We start from the raw sequence: 19,386 nt of genomic DNA on the forward strand, positions 1-19,386 counted from the left end.
CCTGCTGTCACCCTTTGACGTGGTGATATGGATGACGGATGGCTGGCCGCTGTATGAATCCCGCCTGAAGGGAAAGCTGCACGTAATCAGCAAGCGATATACGCAGCGAATTGAGCGGCATAACCTGAATCTGAGGCAGCATCTGGCAAGGCTGGGACGGAAGTCGCTGTCGTTCTCAAAATCGGTGGAGCTGCATGATAAAGTCATCGGGCATTATCTGAACATAAAACACTATCAATAAGTTGGGACCATTACCGCCGTTTCTGGCAATAATGCGGCTTTTTTCCAGGGGGATGTTGTCATGTTCAATCTCCATTGGGTTAGGAGACATAATTATGGTTTTCTCATACGAGCGAGAAGCAGACATATTTTAATATTTCCTGCGCATTTTAATCAGCGTTCAGCCTGCCATTCTTCGTATCCACGGAACGTTTTGAAATCAACAGATAAGGGAAGTGGTCTCTTTAATGGGCGTATTATCTGATGCTGACACGGGCGATGACATGGGCCTGGTGCAATATTTCATTCATAATGATTAAAGTCACAAGCTGAACAGGAAAAGCGAATTTTCCCGCAAAAGTATTATAAGATTTCAGATGTTCGCTTCCCTGCAACCATCTAAAATGCTCGTATTTAGCGCCAGCCCCGGGAGCCTGAAGTGCAGAGTGTGCTTTTCTATATGCAGGACAGTGGCAATGCGTCATACCTTATTCTTGAAGTGTCAATCAGGAGCACAACGCAATGGCAGTAACAAAGATACTCCTTACAGGTGCCAGCGGTCGAATTGGACGTACCTATTTCAGGGCAATGCGCGCCAGCTATGACTTTATCCTGACCGACCTGAACAGGCCGGATTATACGATCAGTTCTCCGCACACGTTCATTCAGGCTGACCTTTCGATACCGGGAGCGGCAAAACAGCTGTTAACCGAATCGAAGCCGGATGTAATAGTACACTTGGCAGGCATTCCTGACGCGAATGCTACGTTCGATAAATTACTGCCCGCTAATATTTTGTCAGTTACATGGCTCCTGGAAGCTGCGGCAGCTACAACCTGTAAACGCTTTGTATTTGCAAGCAGTGCACAGACGATTGAAGGTTATCCTGTTGATGTACAGATACATCCGGGAATGGCGGTAGCCCCGGCCAATATTTATGGCGTGACTAAATGTTACGGTGAGGCGCTGTGCTCTTTTTATGCCACTCAGCACGGGCTCTCCTGTGTAGCTCTCAGAATAGGTGCTTTTGAACATAAAAATGCGGATGCGCTTAAAACCGCCCGTGACTATAGCGCCTGGCTAAGTCCTGAGGATGCAGTAAATTTAATAACCTGTGCCATAGAAGCTGAAAAGATTACCTTTTTTATCGGCTATGGAATTTCCAATAACCGGTTCAAGAGATTTGATCTGTCTCAAACCCAGGAAATGCTGGGTTATCAGCCAGCCGATGATGCTTTCCGGGAGTTTGATCTGGACGGTGCATTGTTCAGATAGCGTACACAGATAAGACATTTATAAACAATAATCTGTTATGGCTTGTGCAATATTCATCAACATATCAGCTTCTGGCATGAAGCTGATATGTATAAAATGCAATCTCCGCTATGAGCGAAAGGCGGACACTCATATTCTCAGCGTGAGATATTTCACTTTTTTTCATGGTTACTCAGAAAGTTTTTTAGGCCATCAATAAAAACGCGCACCCTTAGAGAGAGATATGAGCGAGTGGGGTAAATAGCATGGATAGCAACTTCCTCACCTCGTGTATCAGCCAATAATTGTACCAGGTGGCCTGCTAAAATATCCTTTTCAATCATGAATGAAGGCAAATAACCGATACCCAATCCTGCTATGGCAGCTAAGCGTATTGCATCGCCGCTGTCGAACCTGACAAGATTCCTGCCGTTCAGCGTTATTTGCCCATGCTCCTCGTCAAATAAGGTCCATGCGCTTGAAGCCGATCCTAAACCATAAACGAGACGACGATGATCTTTAAGGTCAGTAAGTGATTCCGGTTTACCCCATTGCTTAAGATAGTCCGGTGATGCGAATAGCTGTGACCTTGCTCTGTCGATAACCTGCGTGATGTATTGATGGCTTGTGGCTGCATTGCCTACCCGAACAGCAAGGTCGAATCCTTCTTCCACAAGATCTACAACCCGATCGCTAAAGCTGAGTTCGATGCTTATATTCGGTGAGTTCTGTAAAAACGCCTGGATAAAAGGAAGGATAACCATTTTGCCATAACCCTCTGACACGGTCAGTCTGAGAATGCCTTTTGGCAGTGGTGAATTTTGCCGGATACTGGCTTCGGCTTCTTCTATGTCTTCCAGTAACCTGCAGCAGCGGTGATAGAATTCATGCCCCTCTGTGGTCAGAGATAACCGCCGCGTGGTGCGTTGGAAAAGCCTTGTCTGCAGGTAATCTTCTAACCGAGTTAATGCTTTACCCGCCGCAGAGCGCGTTAACCCCATCGCCTTGCCGCCAGCAACAAAACTCCCTGCCTCTGCAACAGCGACAAAGATCCGCATTGCCTTAATGTCCAAAGCTGAGCATGCAAGCTTTGTCGAAGCGATTTTCCTGCCCGTCATTAGGGAACCTTTTTCGTCAATAAATGAATTAAGGTGAAATTGTAGAATTTCACTCATTAAGGTTACAACAATGTTGTCGAAAAACGCTCAAAAGCTTTTGAATGGATGGATAGCTGCAGCTGGTCCGGTTGTCCAGAAGCTATATGGTAAGTCTGAAGATAGCTGGACTGACATTCGTAAACACTATATGCAGGGCCTTGAAGAAATTTTTCCTGCTATTGAGGGGATTTCCTATAACACCACCACGTTAGGCAACGTGCCGACAATGATCAGCGAAATTCAAGGTCATGCTGGAAGCAGGGTGGCTCTGTACATTCATGGCGGCGGCTATGTACATGGCGGAGTTGAAGCGTATCGGGGATTAACGGGCAGGATAGCCACATCTTTAAAAGCCAGAGTCTATACCCCAGACTATCGGCAGGCTCCTGACTTCCCTTTCCCGACGCCTATAGATGATGTTTTTTTAGCTTATCGGTCACTACTCGATATTGGTATCGATGCCAAAAATCTGGTTCTGGTAGGCGATTCAGCGGGTGGTGCAATGGTTGTTACGATAATGCGCAAGGCGCGTGACGCGGGTATTCCGCTCCCCGCCGCGGCAGTAGCTATTTCACCCTGGGCAGATCTCACTCATAGCGGTTTGTCAGCCACTACCCGTGAGGGGATTGATCCCATTTGTAGCGTCGGTTTTCTCAACATATTAGCAAGAGAGTTTCTTGCAGGTGAGCTTCCAACGCATCCTGATGCCTCGCCGGTTTATGCGAATGTTCAGGGGCTTGCACCAACACTAATACAAATTGGTGAGAATGAAGTCATGTTAAGTGGGGCGATTCAACTCGCTTCGAACTTAGGGGAAGCACGTGTACGCACGACGCTTGAAGTCTGGCCCGGCATGTTCCATGTATGGCACTTACTGGCCGGCACCCTGCCTGAGGCCGACCAGGCTCTGCGCAATGCGATTCGTTTCCTGGATGATGCTTTAACAGAGGATTAACCTGCTAGCGATAAATCAGCACAGCACTTCAAAACTAACGTCTGCTTCTGGCACAGCCAGTGGCAATATTCTCTGGCTACCGATGTGCTGGGAAACGTGCTGAGCCGGGTTGAGGGGGAGTCCTTAGCGCATATTTTCAAACGAGAGGTGACGGACCCGCTGGGCATGCATGACACGGTTTTCCATATCGCTGACAAGTCGGCGTTAGCAACGCCTTATCTGCAGTCAGGGCGACGTATGGCAGATAATGAAACGCTGGCGGTGGGGGACGGCCTGGCCCGGTTATCCACGGCGCGTGCGACCACGCCCGGCGCCTGGCACTCCGCGGGAGCCGGTTTACTGGGCACCGCCGGGGATTATCACCGGCTGCTCGAATGCCTCCACTTGGGCGGGGGGCCGCTCCTCACGGCTGAATCGACAGCGCGTTTATTGTCGAATGCCACCGCCGATCTGGCTATCGGTTCAAGAAAAGCGGGCTGGAGTCATGGACTGGGATGCCTGGTTCTGTCCGAACCGCACAGGGTGCAGCGGCCCGAAGGCGCCGGCAGCTGGACCTGGTTTGGCCTCTACGGCAGCTATTATTGGGTTGACCCGCAGGCCGGATTATCGCTGGTGATGTTAATCAATATGGCGGGCGAAAAAATATGGGAGGCGCCTGCACAAAAAATTCTTACAATGCTCTATTGATATCTATATATTAAAATCCTGGCAGAGTTTTATTATCGCTCATAACGTTAGTCTGCCAGCGTTATATCAATGCCATTGTTAAATTTAAAAACCAAAAAATTGTCGCCATTTCATTCGTGCTGTCAAAGGGGGCTGAATATGACTATGCAGGTTGGGATTTATATTTTTGATAATGTAGAAGTGCTCGATTTTGCCGGCCCTTATGAAGTTTTTACCTGTGCTTCCAGGGTTAACCGGGGAGAAACTCCGCTATTTAATGTTTTTACAGTGGGTGAGTCGTTAACTCCTGTCCACGCCAGGGCCGGGCTTAAAATCGACCCGGACTTTTCACTGGCGGATCATCCAGATATTGACTGTCTGATTATTCCTGGAGGCGTGATTAATGCAGAACTCGACAAACAGAACGTAATCGAGTGGATCTGTCAGCAGTCTTCAAAAGCGAAGATTACCGCCTCAGTATGTACAGGCGCCTTCTTATTGGCGGCGGCCGGCATTTTAGAAGGCAAGTCGGCAACCACCCACTGGGAAGATATTGCCGATCTGCGTGCTATGTTCCCGCAGCTCGCTGTTAAAGAAGGGGTGCGGTGGGTCGATGAGGGGGCGATTGTCTCTTCGGCGGGCATTTCAGCAGGTATTGATATGAGCCTGCATTTGGTCGAACGGCTTAAGGAGAGAGATCTGGCGCTCCGAACCGCGAAACAGCTGGAATTTGACTGGACTGAAAATAAACCTTCAGCGTAAAACCACGCCGCCCTGACTATGGTAAATATGATTGGCAGGGCAGTTTCATGTAGCAACTGCAATTAATATTTTTGACAGATAAAAGTGGTTCGATAATGTAATTGAATTACTACCGGTAAGATTTGTACGTTATCACTCTTAAACCGTATCGCATTGCCCATAATAACGATTTATAAGCAAATGCGATTTCAACCGAAATAATCAAGCGTGTTAACACCTCTAATAACAGGATGGTCCCGGTGAAAATATTTGTCTGGAAATTGTACGTGCTATAGCTGAATTACATTCTTTTTCCGAAACTGCAGCAGTGCACAACTGTAGCCAGTCAAATATTAGTTACGCAGTAACTCCGAGCCGCCTGCAAAGTTCAAACCCGTCATCAGCCCTAACTCAGGGGTGCTTAGCCCCTTTCGCGAAGCCTGAGCCCCCAGTATGACGGCATAAGGGGCAATAGCGAGTAGCAGGGGAACGGCATCTCTGCCCCCCGAACAAAAGAGTCTGTATGCAGTGAATCTTCCATTTTTTCCAGTTTGTAAGCGGATTTAAATATCCCCATCAGTCAGGACGGGGAACCAGAACGTTATGCCATCTGCGGGCGGGGTGCCCGAAACACCATCATGATTCCGAGCAGAATGGCGCCCATGCCCGCCACGCCTGACCAGGGCAGAGTGTTACCCAGCAGCAGGTAGTCCAGCACGGCCGTAATAACGGGCACCAGATAAAACAGGCTGGTGACGTTAACAATGCTCCCGGCACTGAGCAGGCGGTAAAGCAGCAGCTGCGCCACTACGGAAATCAGCACGCCCAGAAACAGGACTGAGGTGAAAAAGGCCGGGGTATAGCTGACGTGAAAAACATCTGTGGGCAGCAGGCACACGCACAGCACCAGGCTTACCCCGTACTGCAGGGGAAGCACGTCAGCCGGAGACTGGCGGATTTTTTTCTGCATGATGGCACCAAACGTCATAAACAGCAGCGCCGCCAGGGCAAAGACAACGCCGGATACGGGCAGATGTGACGCAGACAGGCTTCGCCAGACCAGCAGGATAAGCCCTGAAAGCGCCAGCATCAGTCCGGCCAGGCGTAGTCCCTGCATCCTGCGCTCAACGAGGCACAGCGTAAGTATGGGCTGAATACCCATAATGGTGGCAATCAGCCCGGGTGTGACGCCGTGCGCCATGGCCTGGAAGTAACACACCGAATAGCCGCCAATGAGCATCAGGCCGGTCAGAATAACCTGCCGGCGGGAGCCCTTTTCAGGCAGCCACCGGCGGCGAAAAATGCCGATGATCAACAGAGCACCCAGCGCAATGGCAAAACGGAAAATAAGCAGGGTTAAGGGCGAGGCGTTATCCAGTCCCAGTCGGGTAAATATTGCGGCACAGCCCCAGAGCAGAACAAAACCCGATGTTGCGCCTTGCGAGGCAAAAGCTGATTTACTCAGTGGCATAAATTTGTAGGTCCTTTATCAATCCCGGGCAGCGACGGAATAGCGTTCAGTTGCCGAAAAGTTATCACCTCCGTTGTTATTACAAAAGCGAATGTTTAGCATGCAAAGCATGACCAATCCAGATGGTAAAATTGCTATGGATATAAATATTCAAAAATACAAAGCCTTCCTGAAAGTCGTGGAGCTGGAAAGTTTTACCAGAGCGGCGGAAACGCTTTTTTATTCACAGTCCGGTATCAGCCGGATGATAAATGATCTGGAAAAAGAGTGGAGTGTCACGCTGTTTGAGCGCAGCCGGACGGGGGTGCGGCTGACTTCAGATGGCATTAAACTTCTGCCCTTTGCTAAAAATGTCTGTGAGGAGTATCAGAAGCTTCAGGCTGAGGTCGATGCGCTCAATGGGCTTCAGTCAGGGATTATCCGTATCGGCACCTTTTCCAGCGTGGCCACTCACTGGCTGCCCGGCATCTTAAAGGCTTTTCAGGAAGATTACCCCAACATCGATTTTGAGCTGCTGCTCGGGGACTACACAGAAATAGAAAGCTGGATAGCCGAAGGCCGGGTGGACTGCGGCTTCACCCGTTTACCTGCTTCGTCCGCTTTAGAAACTATTTTTCTTGAAAACGATGAATATCTGGTCGTTCTTCCTGAAGGACATGCCTTATCAGAATATGACGTAATCCCACTTGCCTCATTATGTCAGGAGCCGTTTATACTGCTTGAAAAAGGAAAAAATAATGAAATATCAGAGATATTTAGAGCGGCCGGGCTCATGCCACGCGTAAAATTTACCCTGTGGGATGACTACGCCGTTATGACCATGGTGGAGAAAAACCTTGGCGTGGGTATTTTGCCTTCACTTATTCTCAGGAAGATTCCTTACAGTATCATCACCAGGAAAATTGACGTATCGCCCTGTCGCAAGATTGGCCTCGCTTTCAGGAACAGGAAAAGCGCTTCACGGGCCGTGCAGCAATTCATTGAATACCTCGACTACAGACATAAATAGTTATCTCAGCATGTCACGCTAAAAACAGCCTTATGGCCTGACGAACCTGGACATCTACTGACTGAAACCCTGCCGCTTATGCTGAAAAACAGCGCAAGCTCATAAGCAAATCCGCAGTAATGGCAATGACCTGTGACGCTATACTGCTCTGGCACAGCGCCCTGGAAGAATTCCCGCCATGATTTTCACCTGCAGTCCCGGCTGAATTGTAATCCGCTTCCAGGCCCTCCTTTCTGTACTTTTATATCCCTGTAAACAGCACATGGCTCGCCCCCGCAACCGCAAATGAAAGATTTAACCTTTCATTTAATCTTTTATTTTGAAAGATTTTATAATCATTTTGTGATCATTCCGTCTTTTATTGCTTTGTTTTTGATTTACCTTGTCGGTGCAGTGAATAAGAAAGCAAATCTGTTCTCTACGCGAAGGGGTTTTTAATGATTGAAAGCATCACACACGGAGCCGAGTGGTTTATCGGACTCTTTCAGAAGGGGGGAGAAGTCTTTACCGGCATGGTAACCGGCATTCTTCCGTTACTTATCAGCCTGCTGGTCGTCATGAATGCGCTGATCGTATTTGTCGGGCAGCGGCGTATTGAAGCGCTGGCACAGCGCTGCGCCGGCAATCCGGTCTCACGCTATCTGTTACTTCCGGTTATCGGCACCTTTGTTTTCTGTAATCCCATGACGCACAGCCTGGGCAGGTTCATGCCGGAAAAATACAAACCGAGCTATTACGCCGCCGCGTCCTACAGCTGTCACTCCATGAACGGGCTGTTCCCGCACATTAACCCGGGCGAGCTGTTTGTCTATCTGGGCATAGCCAACGGCCTGACCACGCTTGGCCTGCCGCTGGGGCCGCTGGCTGTGAGTTACCTGCTGGTCGGCGTGGTTACGAACTTTTTCAGAGGCTGGGTCACCGACCTCACCACCACCATTTTTGAAAGAAAGATGGGCGTACAACTCGACCGTCAGGTTCGTTTATAAGAACGGAGTAAAAGATGACTGACACCATTACCGTTAAAAAAGGCGAAAGTGGCTGGGGTGGCCCGCTCACAATCACCATTACGCCAGGAAAAAAGATTGTTTACGTGACGGCAGGTACCCGACCGGCCATTGTTGACCGACTGAAAGAGCTGACCGGCTGGGAAGCTGTAGATGGTTTCAAAGAAGGAGAACCACCGGCAGAAGACATTGGCGTGGCAGTTATCGACTGTGGCGGCACGCTGCGCTGCGGTCTCTATCCCAAGCGACGTATTCCCACCATTAACATTCACGCCACCGGAAAATCCGGCCCGCTGGCGCAGTATATTCTTGAAGATATCTATGTGTCAGGCGTACGCCCGCAGGATATTCAGGCTGGTAGCAGCACGCCTTTGCCTGCGGCTGAACAGCAGCCTGAGCCTGCACCGGCAGGTAAAGGGCGGGACTATGACACCAGTAAAAAAATCACTGAACAGAGTGACGGACTGCTCGCGAAAGTCGGCATGGGAATGGGATCGGTCGTGGCGGTTTTCTTTCAGGCCGGAAGGGAAACTATCGATACGGTGCTGAAAACCATTCTGCCCTTTATGGCGTTTGTCTCAGCCCTGATAGGGATCATCATGGCCTCCGGACTGGGCGATTTCATCGCGCATGGCCTGACGCCGCTGGCGAACAGCCCGATCGGACTGGTTACGCTGGCACTCATCTGTTCTTTCCCTCTGCTTTCGCCGTTTCTTGGCCCCGGTGCCGTTATTGCACAGGTCATTGGCGTGCTGGTAGGCGTACAGATAGGACAGGGGACTATCCCGCCGCATCTGGCCCTGCCGGCCCTGTTCGCCATTAACTCGCAGGCCGCCTGTGACTTTATTCCCGTCGGGCTGTCGATTGCGGAAGCCCGTCAGGAGACCGTTCGCGTAGGCGTGCCGTCCGTGCTGGTTGGACGTTTTCTCACCGGAGCGCCGTCCGTTCTTCTGGCGTGGGCCGTATCCGGCTTTATCTATCAGTAAATGCAGGAGCAGTTATGAAAACCATATATGAATCCACCTTTATTTCTGTCGGGCCCAGTGCGAACGAGTCGCTGGAAGATAACTTCATCATTACCTTCGGCGAAGGTGCTCCTCAGGACGTTGCGGAATATTGCTTTATTCACCGCACAGACGTGAATGACGGTGGTGAATTTGATGCCGGCTCCGTACTGGCTATCGGAGATCGGGAATACCCGGTTACGGCTGTAGGCGATGTGGCCCGTGAAAACTTGCGCGATCTTGGACATATCACCGTGCGGTTTGACGGTGCTGCGCAGGCAGAGTTTCCCGGCACCGTTCATGTCGCAGGCAGCGCGCCGGCGTCAATTGAACCGGGGCAGAAGTTTCGTATGTTGAGTGAATAATCAGGAGAACAAAATGGATCAGGTTGCTGTAGTCATCGGTGGTGGTCAGACGCTGGGTGCTTACCTGTGCGAGGGGCTGGCTGAGGCCGGCTATAAGGTGGCCGTTGCCGACCTTAATGAAGAAAACGCGAAGAAAATTGCCGGCACAATCAATGAGCGTCACGGTGCGGAACGCGCGCTGGCCTTCCGCGTGGATGCCACAAATGAGGAGAGCGTCATCGCGCTGGCTCGCCAGGTCGATGCCGGTTTCGGCCGGGCTGACGTGCTGGTTTACAGCGCAGGCATTGCCAAAGCCGCGCCAATTACTGAATTCGGGCTGGGAGATTTTGACCTGTCTCTTCAGGTAAATCTGGTGGGATATTTTCTCTGTGCCCGTGAGTTTTCGAAGCTGATGATCCGTGACGGGATAAAAGGCCGCATTATTCAGATTAACTCCAAGTCAGGCAAAGTCGGCAGCAAGCACAATTCCGGTTACAGCGCGGCCAAGTTCGGCGGCGTCGGGCTGACGCAGTCGCTGGCGCTGGACCTGGCTGAATATGGCATTACCGTTCACTCTCTGATGCTCGGCAACCTGCTGAAGTCACCGATGTTTCAGTCTCTGCTGCCGCAGTATGCGGAAAAACTGGGCATCCGTCCCGATCAGGTTGAACAGCATTATATTGACAAGGTGCCCCTGAAGCGTGGTTGCGACTATGAAGACGTGCTCAATGTACTGCTGTTCTACGCAAGCGATAAGGCGGCCTACTGCACCGGGCAGTCTATTAACATTACCGGCGGACAGGTTATGTTCTGACAGGCAAGCCGGCGGCGCAGGCTGCCGGCTTCAGAAGGAAAAAATATGGATCCTGTGAATTCCCTGATAGGTGTGGCAGCGCTGGCGTGGACGACGCAAATAGCCCTGGGCTGGCTGCAGATAAATCGTTTTAACCGGGCGCTTGCGTCGCTTTCCAGCAGCGGACGTGTACGGATAGGCCGCTCGGCGGGGCGCTTTAAACCCCGCGTCATCCTGGCGCTGGCCGTCAGTGACGAGGGCCGTATAACCGGTAACTTTGTCATGAAGGGTTTTACCGTGTTTTCCAGTCCGTATTCTGAAGAGCGACTGACCGGCAGCATGATGAATGAAATACGTCCTGAAGCGCTGTTTCCTGCAAATAAATCATTGCAGGAAGCGCTGGCATTAGCCATTTCAAATAAAAGATGATATCTTTCATTTTGAAAGAATATTCCTTTGCATCGCGAGTTAAGACGTCCGGGATGATGAGGAAGTTCAGAAACTGAAAGGACCTCTTTATGAAACCGATACAGCGACAGGCACAAATTCTTGAATACCTACAGCGAAATGGCCGTACTACCGTAGATGCGCTGATTGCCTATTTCAATACGACCGGAACCACTATTCGGAAGGATCTCACCCGGCTCCAGCAGGAAGGGGCAGTTATTCGGACCTACGGCGGCGTCATGCTGAACCGCGATGAGGGAGACCAGCCCATCGACAGAAAGACGCTCATTAACACGGAAAAGAAAAAGCGGATTGCCGCGCGCGCAGCTTCCCTTATCAGCGAAGGTGACTCGCTTATTTTTGATGCCGGCAGCACCGTGCTGCAAATGGTGCCGCACCTTGCGCGCTTCAACAATATCACCGTAATGACCAACAGCCTGAGCATCGTTAACGAGCTGGATGAACTGGATAATGACCAGGTCATACTCATGCCTGGCGGCACCTATCGCAGAACCTCGGCATCCTTTCACGGCAGCCTGGCAGAATCCGCATTCAGTCACTTCAGCTTCGACACGCTGTTTATTGGCGCAGATGGCGTGGATATGACGGCTGGCGTCACGACGTTCAATGAAGTGTTTGCCGTCAGCCAGGCGATGTGCCGGGCCGCAAAAAAAATCGTACTGCTTGTAGATTCATCCAAATTTGGCCGCCGCAGTCCGAACGTGGTGTGCAGCCTTGAGGCCGTCGATGTACTTATTACGGACGGAGATATATCCGATGACACGGTTACGCAGCTTCAGGAAAAAGGCATTGAAGTTATCATTGCCGGAGACGAATAGTTGATGAATAACGTAATACTCGATGCGGCCCGCGAGACGATTGAAACCGAGCTGCGTGAAGCTTCCCGCCTGACTGAGCGGCTGGACGAAGACTTTCGACAAGCCTGCGAACGCATTCATGCCTGTAGCGGAAAAGTGATTGTCAGCGGGATCGGAAAGTCAGGGCATATGGGACGTAAAATTGCGGCCACGCTTGCCAGTACCGGCACGCCAGCCTTTTATGTTCATCCTGCTGAGGCACTGCACGGCGACCTCGGCATGATTGCTGCCGGAGACACAGTTATCCTGATTTCTTACTCAGGTTACGCCGCAGAGTTCCGCCGCATGGTGCCTTTACTTAAGGCGCTTCCGGTCGTGATCGTCGCCTTTACCGGCAATCCGGCATCGCCGCTGGGTGAAGCCGCAGATCACTGCATTAATATTCACGTCAACAAAGAAGCCTGCCCGCTCGGGCTGGCCCCCACTTCCTCTGCCGTCAATACGCTGATTATGGGGGATGCCATGGCAATAGCCCTGATGCGGGCGCGCAATTTTAGTGAACAGGATTACGCCCGTACCCATCCTGCAGGCAGTCTTGGTACGCGGCTGCTGTGTCGGGTCGGCGATATTATGCGTACGGAAGCGAAGATCCCCCTGGTAAGCCAGTCTGCGACTGTTCATGACGCCCTGTTTGAGCTGACGCGTACCGGGCTGGGCCTTGTCGCCATAACAAACGAAGACCGCAGGCTGTCGGGAATATTTACTGACGGTGATTTGCGTCGATGGCTGCTGAAGGGGGGAACGCTCAGTGCGCCGGTTCAGGAGGCAATGACTTCGCCCGGCTTTACCTTATCGGCCGGTCAGTATGCGGCCGAGGCGCTGGCTTTATTTCAGGAGCGTAAAATATCCGCTGCCCCTGTAGTTTCTGAAACCGGCGAGGTTAACGGTGCAATCAATGCGCACGATATCAGGGATGCAGGCATCTGATTAAAAACAAATCACGCTAGCACGGGTATATATTAATGTCCGTTTTTGGCACGTTGCGGCCAAACGGGAGAAGGGCAGGTCGGCTTTAGCCAAAGCAGGCCCATCAGCTGGGCCTGAGCCAGAGATTATCGATGAAATAAATCAGAGGCGGCGTCAGGAGCCCCGGCCACTCACTTTTCAACATGACGCTTTCTATTTTCAGCCTCTGTGTCGGGCGCGTCACAGATAAATTTTACCGGCAAATCGCTTACGCCGTAAAAGCTGCCGATGCATCCCTTTCAGCTTTCGTTCGTCTGTTCCAGGCCTTTGATCAATGAAGCGAAGGCCGCAACCGCTTCAGTCTCATTCAGTCGCCCACGGGTAAGCGCAACGGACAGCGCTTCGCCCGCACCGACCAGACCGATGCAGCATGCATGTAGCGCCTCGGGCGTCATATTTACATGAGGTGTCAGAACGGTCACAAACATGGCAACACAATTGTCCAGCAGCTCCTGGAAAACCGCCGCCTTCTCTTCGCTCCCCGCCAGTGCCGCCCCTACTGCGTGAAACTCGTCCGTTTTGTCCGCGGCGCAGTGGATATAAGCACTCGCCAGTACCTGTACAGTTTCCTGAAAACTTCGGGATGTCGTGCTTATGGCCTCGGTAAACCGCCTGATCCGTTCTATATCAATCCACCTGTACAGCTCAATCAGCAGTGCCGAGCGAGTCGGGAAGTGATCATAAACCACGGGTTTCGAAACGCCGGCACGTACAGCCAGATGTCCCAGAGTCAGCCGATCCGCATTTTCCTCTCGCACGATCAGCAGCGCGGTATCGAGAAGTTGTTGTCGCCGTGCTGCCTTCGATAGCCTTCGCGCAGGCGCCCTGCCTGCCGGGACGTTATTTTCTTTCATTTTATTTCGCTCACTAAACCTACTAAAGGTAGCTTATGTTGATGTGTGGTGCTATCTTTCCTACTAATAGTAGCTTATCACAACCATGAGGAACCTCGCTTATGTCATTTGATCCTGTTCTTTTGCTGGGCGGTTCTGGAGCTATTGGCCGTCAGACTGCTCGGGCAATCCGCGCTACTTATCCTGATCTGCCCTTGCTGATAGGCGGACGCGACTTATCCAGGGCTCAGAACGCAGCGACAGAAATTGGCGGCGCGGAGGGTATAGCGATCGATAGCGCCTGCGCAGACCTGGGACTCGGCGCGCGAAAAGTCAGTGCGGTGGTCGTCCTCTATAAGGACCATTCGCTTGCCGCACTCCGTTTTGCTCAGTCACGGGGCGTTCCACATCTGAGTATTTCTTCTGGCGTGTTCGAAATTGCTCCAGAAATCGCAAGCTTTATGAATGCCCCGAGAGCGTCTGCGGTGGTGCTGGGTTATGAATGGCTGGTGGGTGCTACAACGGTTCCTGCGCTTCATCTGAGCAGGTCGTTCAGCCAGGTAGATGAAATCCGTATTGGCGCTTTAGTCGATGAGAAAGATGTTGGCGGGCCTGCGGTCGCCGCTGATTTCGAACATCTGAATCACCTCCTGCCCGCAGCGCTCACGCGCAGGGCTGGCGCCTATATATGGCGCGAGGGCAATGATGCCAGGACAACATTCCCGGCACTTGACGGCACCGAAATCGACGCTACAGGCTTCTCGTCAATTGACGTTGTGGGACTGGCATCAGCCACTGGCGCGCACAGCGTCCAGTTTGACCTGGGCACGGGTGTCAGCTCAAGCCGGCGTAGCGGCGGAACATTCTCGACCGAAATCATTATTGCTATGTCGGGTTTGGATCGGGCTGGAGAGGTTCTTCATACCCGACATGCGGTAGTACATCCGTATGGTGCAGCCCCATTGACAGGTATGGGAATTGCCTTGCTTCTTGAGCGACTGGTTGGACTGGATGGAAAGCCACCGGTTGCGCCAGGCCTCTACTTTCCTTATCAGATTCTGGATGCGTCGCACTATTTAGCGCGGCTCGCAGAAGAGGGAGGAGAGCTTCTGGAAATACCGTTGTCACAGGTGTCAGCATCAAAGTCATAGCGGGCAGGTTTGTCGATACCTGTTTTTACTGAATGTTCCGCCTGCGGCGCTGCGAGGCGATATTGTGGTTCGGGTCAGTTGCGCGTTCATGAGCGGGATGTCCCTTATCCGTCCTTCGCCTTGCACGTCGCGCTATGCCATTTCCGTTTCTTTGCTGCCTTTCTTGCCTGCCGTCCTCCGTTGTGGATCCTGGCTTAACCTGCTCCCCAAATCATTGATCCACTATACTGACCATTGCAGTTGCAATTTATCTACGAGGTTACGCACGGTTAATGACCTGGCACCAACCTTATCCCTGTCTATCTGGAGAGCAATATGCAAAAGAGTAAAACCTTGAAAGGGCTGCTGGCCGCATCGGCAGTCGCAGCGATGTTCAACACTGTCGGCGTGCAAGCCCAGACGCCGACGAGCGCGGCCGCAAGCCAGACCGAATCGAGCGCCAGGCTCAGCGCCGGCGACGAAAAAGCGCTGAAGGACATGGCGCAGGCCAATATCAATGAAATTGCCGCCGCCAAGATCGCGCTGAGCAAGGCCGAAAGCAGCGACGTCAAAGCATATGCCCAGAAGATGGTCGAAGACCATGGCGGCGCTTTAAGTAAAGTACAGACGGTCCCCAGCAAAAGGGCGTGACACTGCCGACTGATCCGGACGCCAGCCACAAGGCCATGGCCGCCGAGCTGGAAAAGCAGAGCGGCGCCGCCTTTGACAAGATGTATATGGAAAACGCCGGTACCAAAGATCACAAAATGGTGCTGTCGAGGCTGCAGAGTGACGCCACTAACATCAAAGACCCAGATGTGAAGGCGCTGGCCGACGCGCACACGCCGGTCGTTGAGCAGCACCTGAAGTCCGCTCAGCAGATGTCGATGCAGTGAGGCACGTCAGCCGATAACTAAACAAGCCTTTTGGTGGGCGGATCGTCCGCCAGAAGCGAACGTGCAGCTGTCCTGAGGCTGATACAGCCTGCTTTCAGGCGCTGTACGTTCCGCCCTGTAAAAGGTTTATGACTCAGGCATCGGGGCCGGTCAGCGTAGCCCTCACATGAGGAAGACTCTGCGGATAATTTTGCTGAATAAATTCAATCATTTTTTCCCGCACGTGACAGCGTAGATCCCAGGCCGTAGGGGAATTCTGCGCCGTCATCAACATTCTGATCGTCATCGTTTTTTCAGTGGTATCGGTCACCTGAAGCACCTGAGTTTGTTGATCCCAGAGTTTTGTTTCGCTGAGCACTTTTTCAAAGTGTTTGCGGAGAGGCTCTAACGGCATAGAATAATCAAGATAAAGAAAAACAGAGCCTAAAATTTGGGCATTGTTACGCGTCCAGTTTTGGAAAGGATTTTCTGTAAAGTAAGTAATCGGCAAGACCAGTCGGCGCAGGTCCCAGAGACGCACCACAACATACGTCAGGTTTATCTCCTCAATCCAGCCCCATTCTTTTTCAACCACCACAGCATCATCGATTTTTATTGGTTGCGTAAAAGCTATCTGAATTCCGGCAAACAAGTTGACCAGCGACTTCTGTAGCGCAAATCCAATGATTATTCCGGCAACCCCGGCGCCGGCCAGGATAGTCGTGCCGAATTTTCGAACCCCAGGGAAACTGAGCAGAATCAGAGAAAGGCAGAGCGTCACGAGTACAACAATAGCGACTTTTTTAACATACATTATCTGAGTGCGAATTTTGCGGGCACGAAGATTATTGGAGATATTAATGTCATAACGTATAAAAAGCATATCCTGAGCAACGTTGATCAATCGAATCAGGACTGAGCAAAAGGATAATATAATAAACATATTAACAGTTGCTCTAATAAAGCTAAGCGATTCAGGTTGGATGTTGACATAACTCACCCCCAACCTTATTAACAACAGGGGGATAAAAAGAAACATCGATCCACGAAGATGTTTTTCAAGAGATTTGAACAGTTTTTTGTCATGACTCTGCCAGTAACGGATGAACTGGAGAAGTATAAATCGCGTTAAAAAACCCACGGCGAGCGAGAGCGTGACGAGCAATACAGCAGGCACCCATGCTGGCGCGCCAGATAACTCACCAAATAACAAAGGCATTATTTCTCCTTACTATTCTGCCGGAAACCTCGTTGTTGAAAAAAGTCTGAGCCGCGTACTAACAGGGCGGCTAGTCAGTATCGCGCGTTATACTTTTGATAATGCTGGAAACAAGCACGGCTGCTGTTCTCTCATCATCTAAATCCGGATCGTAAATGGTCACGGTCATGCCACAACAGCGAGGATGGATGAACAGTGCCCGGCAGACATTCACCAGTCTCTGGGAAGTGAAGCCGGGGGAGCCGGGGCTATCGACGGCAGCCATTTCTGCGCTATCCAGTACATCCATATCAAGATGAATCCACCAGGGCTTTTCAGGGAAATGATTGAGCCGCCTGAATAGCGTACTAATGAGCTGATGATCCGATAATGCCAACGCGTCGAAAATCGTTATACGCGTTATCCCGGTGTCGGCAATGTCAGGCCATTCATAATCTTCCTGGCGCGACTCACGCTCGCCCAGTTGAATGACCGCGTCATCCGACACCAGCGGCCCTTCAATGCCTGGCCACACGGTCAGCAACGGTTCTCCGCGACCGGTAACCAGCGCCAGGTCCATCCCGGCGGCGGCCGCTGGCCGACTTCCAGGCTGGCGCTTCCAGTTTCCGGGATGACGAAAATCGCTGTGTCCGTCGATATGCACAAGCGCAAGGCCGCCTGAGCGACGCCTGCTGCCCAGCAAGGCGCCGGGCAATATGGCGCAGTCGCCGCCAATCACAACCGGTTTTAAGTGGCGACGATTCGCCGCCTCGATCTCATCTGCCAGTTGCAGATTAAGCTGTCTGAGTTTATGGCCGTTCAGGATGTCGGTGCCTGGCTCATCTTCGGGACTGTATTCAGGGCAGGGAATCGTCACGATGTCACAGGCAGAGAAGGCCTTATCCAATCCGTGTTGCATAAGCACTGACGGGGCGCGGAAAGTTCCCGGAATGTGCCCGTCATAAAGCGGATTGAGACCAAGATTAGACGGGACAAGGATTATTTTCTTCATCATCAATCCGGCGGCTGGCTGGTGAACGTCTACAGTAACTAAAATTGTTCGCAGAGTAACCCTTCCGATAAAAAGATCGCCGCCCGGCCTGAAACCGGCAAGCAAACCGGAAGGGCACTTTTAGCTCCGGGCATGACGAAAAGGCCCTTCAAAAGTACGCCTTGTTTGTTCGGGCGTTCATTTTACTGCGCGCCAGCATGACTCAGAGTTGCGCTATCGCTTTCCATTAAAATCGCGCCTCAGATAAGATGATAGATAACTATCAATTGAGGTGAGATAAATGAAAAAAATTTCCATGACTGATATCGCCAGAGAGGCTGGCGTCGGCGTCGCAACGGTCGATCGTGTCTTAAACGGTCGGGCGTCAGTTCGCCAGGAGACCAGACAAAAAGTGTTAAAAGCAGCGGAACGACTGGGATACCGGGCGGGACTGCTGCAAGTTCTCTCCAGAGACGACAAGCCAGACGCCGTTCCGGCGCGTACAGGTTTTATGCTGCTGTCAAAAGATCACTCTTTTTACGCCCCTTTTGCAGAAGAACTGAGACACTTCGCCCGTACCACCTTTCAGAATGAGCCTGAATTTTTATGGCTCGATATTGATGATGTAGAAAGCGTGGCCGCCTCGCTGGAATCGCTGGCGCAGCGGGTGGATATCATTGGCCTGGTTGCGCTTGATCACCCGTTGATACGCCATACTATCAAGAAAATCACCGCTGCCGGCGTCTGTGTTTACGCGCTTTTTTCCGATTTTTCACCGTGCGGACATTCAGGCTATATCGGCCTGGATAATCAAAAAGCCGGACGCACGGCCGGCTGGTTTGCCGATCGGCTGTTACAGCAAAACGAGGTTATCGGCATCCTGTTGGGCGACCATCGCTTCAACTGCCAGGAAAGTTGTGAAATCAGCTTTCGTTCTTATCTGCGTGAAAAAAACAGGGGGTATACCGTGCTGGAGCCTTTGAAAACGCATGAAAGCGTTGAAGGAGGTTATACGGCCGCGAAGCGTCTGCTTAGTCAACACAAGGATTTGTCAATGATCTACGTCCCATGCGGCGGGATTGAGGGCGTCCTTAACGCTCTCAGAGAAAGTGGCCGGAAAGAGATAAAACTGCTTTGCCATGGACCGATTGTGGAAGGCGAGCTGGCGCTGATTGAAAGCCATATTGAGGTAATGTTTCGACATCGCCTTGATGCGATCGCCGCAACGGTTATCGACGTCTTTGCCCGTAAAATGCGCGACCGTGACGTCAATCCGGTGCATATCACTTTGCCTTTTGATGTGGTCACGCGTGAAAACATCTAAACCGCAACGCTGACGTGTTAAAACAGTATTTTTGATAGGAAAATATCATTTATTGATGCAATAAAATCATGATCGGCATCAAAAAATGAAATTTTCATTGTTGTTGAGAGTGAAACTTTTGTTTGAT

At 51.4% G+C, this 19,386-nt stretch carries 19 protein-coding genes and 2 pseudogenes; 16 read left to right on the plus strand and 5 right to left on the minus strand.

Translation table 11 applies throughout. From position 1 onward, the window contains the following. Both MYY08_RS05785 and MYY08_RS05790 read left to right on the plus strand, forming a co-directional pair. The coding region (locus MYY08_RS05785) for an IS1 family transposase (protein ID WP_000674753.1) at positions 1-241 on the plus strand (241 nt) is incomplete at its 5' end. 500 nt (positions 242-741) lie between these two features. Then, on the plus strand, positions 742-1,494 hold the full coding sequence (locus tag MYY08_RS05790; protein WP_288013785.1) for an NAD-dependent epimerase/dehydratase family protein: 753 nt from the start codon (positions 742-744) through the stop codon (positions 1,492-1,494). Positions 1,495-1,646: 152 nt separating this feature from the next. Here MYY08_RS05790 and MYY08_RS05795 read toward each other — a convergent pair whose 3' ends face one another. Further along, on the minus strand, positions 1,647-2,591 hold the full coding sequence (locus MYY08_RS05795; RefSeq protein ID WP_288013807.1) for a LysR family transcriptional regulator: 945 nt from the start codon (positions 2,589-2,591) through the stop codon (positions 1,647-1,649). A 70-nt stretch (positions 2,592-2,661) separates the two neighbouring features. Between MYY08_RS05795 and MYY08_RS05800 the strand changes: the two genes are divergently transcribed. The 3 genes and pseudogenes from MYY08_RS05800 (at position 2,662) to MYY08_RS05810 (ending at position 5,013) form a co-directional block, all read left to right on the plus strand. After that, positions 2,662-3,585, plus strand: coding sequence for an alpha/beta hydrolase (locus MYY08_RS05800; RefSeq protein WP_288013787.1), 924 nt, complete (start codon positions 2,662-2,664; stop codon positions 3,583-3,585). A gap of 66 nt (positions 3,586-3,651) precedes the next feature. Next, positions 3,652-4,272 (plus strand): annotated as a pseudogene (locus MYY08_RS05805) (serine hydrolase domain-containing protein); the annotation flags it as partial. A 138-nt stretch (positions 4,273-4,410) separates the two neighbouring features. Then, complete coding sequence (locus tag MYY08_RS05810; protein ID WP_288013789.1) at positions 4,411-5,013, plus strand: DJ-1/PfpI family protein; 603 nt, start codon at positions 4,411-4,413, stop codon at positions 5,011-5,013. A 580-nt stretch (positions 5,014-5,593) separates the two neighbouring features. Here the strand turns inward: MYY08_RS05810 and MYY08_RS05820 are convergent. Further along, positions 5,594-6,463, minus strand: coding sequence for a DMT family transporter (locus MYY08_RS05820; protein WP_288013791.1), 870 nt, complete (start codon positions 6,461-6,463; stop codon positions 5,594-5,596). Positions 6,464-6,563: 100 nt separating this feature from the next. On the opposite strand from MYY08_RS05820, the gene MYY08_RS05825 reads away from it, so the two are divergent. From MYY08_RS05825 to MYY08_RS05860, 8 genes are all read left to right on the plus strand, one after another. After that, entirely contained in the window at positions 6,564-7,472 is a 909-nt protein-coding gene (locus MYY08_RS05825) for a LysR family transcriptional regulator (RefSeq protein WP_288013793.1), read from the plus strand. Between the two features lie 437 nt (positions 7,473-7,909). Then, the gene (gene srlA / locus MYY08_RS05830; protein ID WP_038626627.1) at positions 7,910-8,458 is read left to right on the plus strand and encodes a PTS glucitol/sorbitol transporter subunit IIC; all 549 of its coding nucleotides are present in this window, start codon (positions 7,910-7,912) and stop codon (positions 8,456-8,458) included. Between the two features lie 14 nt (positions 8,459-8,472). Beyond that, the gene (srlE, locus tag MYY08_RS05835; protein WP_288013795.1) at positions 8,473-9,462 is read left to right on the plus strand and encodes a PTS glucitol/sorbitol transporter subunit IIB; all 990 of its coding nucleotides are present in this window, start codon (positions 8,473-8,475) and stop codon (positions 9,460-9,462) included. A 14-nt stretch (positions 9,463-9,476) separates the two neighbouring features. Next, positions 9,477-9,845 carry a PTS glucitol/sorbitol transporter subunit IIA gene (locus MYY08_RS05840; RefSeq protein WP_038626622.1) on the plus strand — a complete coding sequence of 123 codons (369 nt, stop codon included), beginning with the start codon at positions 9,477-9,479 and terminating at the stop codon, positions 9,843-9,845. Between the two features lie 13 nt (positions 9,846-9,858). Beyond that, the gene (gene srlD, locus MYY08_RS05845) at positions 9,859-10,638 is read left to right on the plus strand and encodes a sorbitol-6-phosphate dehydrogenase (protein WP_038626621.1); all 780 of its coding nucleotides are present in this window, start codon (positions 9,859-9,861) and stop codon (positions 10,636-10,638) included. A 45-nt stretch (positions 10,639-10,683) separates the two neighbouring features. Further along, positions 10,684-11,046 carry a transcriptional regulator GutM gene (gene gutM / locus MYY08_RS05850; RefSeq protein WP_038626620.1) on the plus strand — a complete coding sequence of 121 codons (363 nt, stop codon included), beginning with the start codon at positions 10,684-10,686 and terminating at the stop codon, positions 11,044-11,046. Between the two features lie 89 nt (positions 11,047-11,135). After that, complete coding sequence (gene srlR, locus MYY08_RS05855) at positions 11,136-11,903, plus strand: glucitol operon DNA-binding transcriptional repressor SrlR (RefSeq protein WP_038626618.1); 768 nt, start codon at positions 11,136-11,138, stop codon at positions 11,901-11,903. Between the two features lie 3 nt (positions 11,904-11,906). Continuing rightward, positions 11,907-12,869 carry a KpsF/GutQ family sugar-phosphate isomerase gene (locus MYY08_RS05860; RefSeq protein ID WP_288013809.1) on the plus strand — a complete coding sequence of 321 codons (963 nt, stop codon included), beginning with the start codon at positions 11,907-11,909 and terminating at the stop codon, positions 12,867-12,869. Positions 12,870-13,147: 278 nt separating this feature from the next. Here the strand turns inward: MYY08_RS05860 and MYY08_RS05865 are convergent, their stop codons facing one another. Next, the gene (locus MYY08_RS05865) at positions 13,148-13,762 is read right to left on the minus strand and encodes a TetR/AcrR family transcriptional regulator (protein WP_081981811.1); all 615 of its coding nucleotides are present in this window, start codon (positions 13,760-13,762) and stop codon (positions 13,148-13,150) included. A 101-nt stretch (positions 13,763-13,863) separates the two neighbouring features. Between MYY08_RS05865 and MYY08_RS05870 the strand changes: the two genes are divergently transcribed. Next, positions 13,864-14,892 carry an NAD(P)-dependent oxidoreductase gene (locus MYY08_RS05870; protein WP_288013800.1) on the plus strand — a complete coding sequence of 343 codons (1,029 nt, stop codon included), beginning with the start codon at positions 13,864-13,866 and terminating at the stop codon, positions 14,890-14,892. Positions 14,893-15,207: 315 nt separating this feature from the next. Beyond that, a pseudogene (locus tag MYY08_RS05875) lies at positions 15,208-15,767 on the plus strand (DUF4142 domain-containing protein). 133 nt (positions 15,768-15,900) lie between these two features. Here the strand turns inward: MYY08_RS05875 and MYY08_RS05880 are convergent. Beyond that, entirely contained in the window at positions 15,901-16,965 is a 1,065-nt protein-coding gene (locus MYY08_RS05880; RefSeq protein WP_084969968.1) for a mechanosensitive ion channel family protein, read from the minus strand. A 70-nt stretch (positions 16,966-17,035) separates the two neighbouring features. Next, positions 17,036-17,959, minus strand: a complete 924-nt coding sequence (locus MYY08_RS05885) for an arginase family protein (RefSeq protein ID WP_288013803.1) — start codon at positions 17,957-17,959, stop codon at positions 17,036-17,038. Between the two features lie 277 nt (positions 17,960-18,236). On the opposite strand from MYY08_RS05885, the gene MYY08_RS05890 reads away from it, so the two are divergent. Next, entirely contained in the window at positions 18,237-19,259 is a 1,023-nt protein-coding gene (locus MYY08_RS05890) for a LacI family DNA-binding transcriptional regulator (protein ID WP_288013805.1), read from the plus strand. The last annotated feature ends 127 nt before the right edge of the window (positions 19,260-19,386 follow it).

Origin of the sequence: Mixta sp. (genome assembly GCF_024610815.1) — a bacterium.
GTDB lineage: Bacteria > Pseudomonadota > Gammaproteobacteria > Enterobacterales > Enterobacteriaceae > Mixta > Mixta calida.

Bases quoted from the DNA above. Each gene is read 5' to 3' on its own strand.
- gutM (WP_038626620.1), top strand. From the start codon at position 10,684: ATGGATCCTGTGAATTCCCTGATAGGTGTGGCAGCGCTGGCGTGGACG.
- MYY08_RS05820 (WP_288013791.1), bottom strand. From the start codon at position 6,463: ATGCCACTGAGTAAATCAGCTTTTGCCTCGCAAGGCGCAACATCGGGT.
- MYY08_RS05825 (WP_288013793.1), top strand. From the start codon at position 6,564: ATGCAAAGCATGACCAATCCAGATGGTAAAATTGCTATGGATATAAAT.
- MYY08_RS05880 (WP_084969968.1), bottom strand. From the start codon at position 16,965: ATGCCTTTGTTATTTGGTGAGTTATCTGGCGCGCCAGCATGGGTGCCT.
- MYY08_RS05885 (WP_288013803.1), bottom strand. From the start codon at position 17,959: ATGATGAAGAAAATAATCCTTGTCCCGTCTAATCTTGGTCTCAATCCG.
- MYY08_RS05865 (WP_081981811.1), bottom strand. From the start codon at position 13,762: ATGAAAGAAAATAACGTCCCGGCAGGCAGGGCGCCTGCGCGAAGGCTA.
- MYY08_RS05800 (WP_288013787.1), top strand. From the start codon at position 2,662: ATGTTGTCGAAAAACGCTCAAAAGCTTTTGAATGGATGGATAGCTGCA.
- MYY08_RS05870 (WP_288013800.1), top strand. From the start codon at position 13,864: ATGTCATTTGATCCTGTTCTTTTGCTGGGCGGTTCTGGAGCTATTGGC.
- MYY08_RS05790 (WP_288013785.1), top strand. From the start codon at position 742: ATGGCAGTAACAAAGATACTCCTTACAGGTGCCAGCGGTCGAATTGGA.
- srlR (WP_038626618.1), top strand. From the start codon at position 11,136: ATGAAACCGATACAGCGACAGGCACAAATTCTTGAATACCTACAGCGA.
- MYY08_RS05795 (WP_288013807.1), bottom strand. From the start codon at position 2,591: ATGACGGGCAGGAAAATCGCTTCGACAAAGCTTGCATGCTCAGCTTTG.
- srlA (WP_038626627.1), top strand. From the start codon at position 7,910: ATGATTGAAAGCATCACACACGGAGCCGAGTGGTTTATCGGACTCTTT.
- MYY08_RS05840 (WP_038626622.1), top strand. From the start codon at position 9,477: ATGAAAACCATATATGAATCCACCTTTATTTCTGTCGGGCCCAGTGCG.
- MYY08_RS05860 (WP_288013809.1), top strand. From the start codon at position 11,907: ATGAATAACGTAATACTCGATGCGGCCCGCGAGACGATTGAAACCGAG.
- srlE (WP_288013795.1), top strand. From the start codon at position 8,473: ATGACTGACACCATTACCGTTAAAAAAGGCGAAAGTGGCTGGGGTGGC.
- MYY08_RS05810 (WP_288013789.1), top strand. From the start codon at position 4,411: ATGACTATGCAGGTTGGGATTTATATTTTTGATAATGTAGAAGTGCTC.
- MYY08_RS05890 (WP_288013805.1), top strand. From the start codon at position 18,237: ATGAAAAAAATTTCCATGACTGATATCGCCAGAGAGGCTGGCGTCGGC.
- srlD (WP_038626621.1), top strand. From the start codon at position 9,859: ATGGATCAGGTTGCTGTAGTCATCGGTGGTGGTCAGACGCTGGGTGCT.